Annotated in this window: 2 protein-coding genes; both read right to left on the minus strand. The window is 66.4% G+C overall.

Annotated features, from left to right (window positions below; genetic code table 11):
* Positions 1-283: 283 nt before the first annotated feature.
* A complete protein-coding gene (locus CQ12_RS22035; protein WP_057837407.1) occupies positions 284-658 on the minus strand; it encodes a CsbD family protein in 375 nt (124 codons plus the stop codon).
* A gap of 89 nt (positions 659-747) precedes the next feature.
* Complete coding sequence (locus CQ12_RS46535; protein ID WP_430642253.1) at positions 748-870, minus strand: SDR family oxidoreductase; 123 nt, start codon at positions 868-870, stop codon at positions 748-750.
* Positions 871-872 lie beyond the last annotated feature (2 nt).

Genomic DNA, 872 nt, shown 5'->3' on the forward strand with positions numbered 1-872 from the left:
CCGCGCCGCCTCCCGCGGCCGCGCCGCCGCGCGGACCGTTTGCTCCAGGCGCGCCGCGCCCGCCGGGTAATGTCGGACGATCGGCCGAAGTCCCGCCGGGCAATTTCACGCGATAAATTTTGTCGTTGCGGGGCGTCGCACAGTGACGAACCCCGATGTGCAATGGCACATCGGAGCATTCATCATCACGATCGGGGGTAGGGAATTCGAGCCTGCGCCAAGGCGCACCCTCAGGTGCGCGACTGCGCACCTGGCAATGACGAACGACTAGCCAAACGCGCGCTCAGCCGTAATAGCGCCAGCGCGGCGGCGGACGGCGTGGCTGGCGCGTCATCAACAACGCCAGCGCAAATCCGATCCCGCCTGCGACCAACAGCGCGCCGAGCGGATTGTCCTGCACGGTTTTCGCCACCGCTTTCTGGCCGCTGCGAACGGTGTCGCCGCTGTTCTCGTAAGCATCCTTGGCATAGTTGACGGCCGCGTCGGTGGCGTCGCGGGCGGCGTCCTTGGCCTGGCCGTACAGATTTTGCACCGTGCCTGCGGCTTCGCGCATGCGGCCTTCGGCCTGCGTCCTGGCGTCGCCAGCCATGTCGCCGACGGTGCTTTCGACCTTACCTGCAAAATCCTTGGCCGAGCCGGCAATCCGATCCTTGTCCATCGCGGGTACTCCTGTTTTCAGAGGATGTAACCAGCAAGACCCGGTCGGGTTCCTAGCGCGCGAAACGCCCTTTCGTCACGGCGCGGGGCTCACAAAATCAGCCCGCCATCGACCACAATGGTCTGGCCGACGATGTAGGACGCAAGCGGCGAGGCCAGGAACAGCGCCGCGCCGGCCATGTCGGCCGGCGTGCCGAGCCGCTTCAGCGGGATCC

The organism is Bradyrhizobium jicamae, assembly GCF_001440395.1.
Taxonomy (GTDB): domain Bacteria; phylum Pseudomonadota; class Alphaproteobacteria; order Rhizobiales; family Xanthobacteraceae; genus Bradyrhizobium; species Bradyrhizobium jicamae.

What these genes read in the sequence shown, in the direction of transcription:
- CQ12_RS22035 (WP_057837407.1), bottom strand. Translation starts at nt 658, where the DNA reads ATGGACAAGGATCGGATTGCCGGCTCGGCCAAGGATTTTGCAGGTAAG.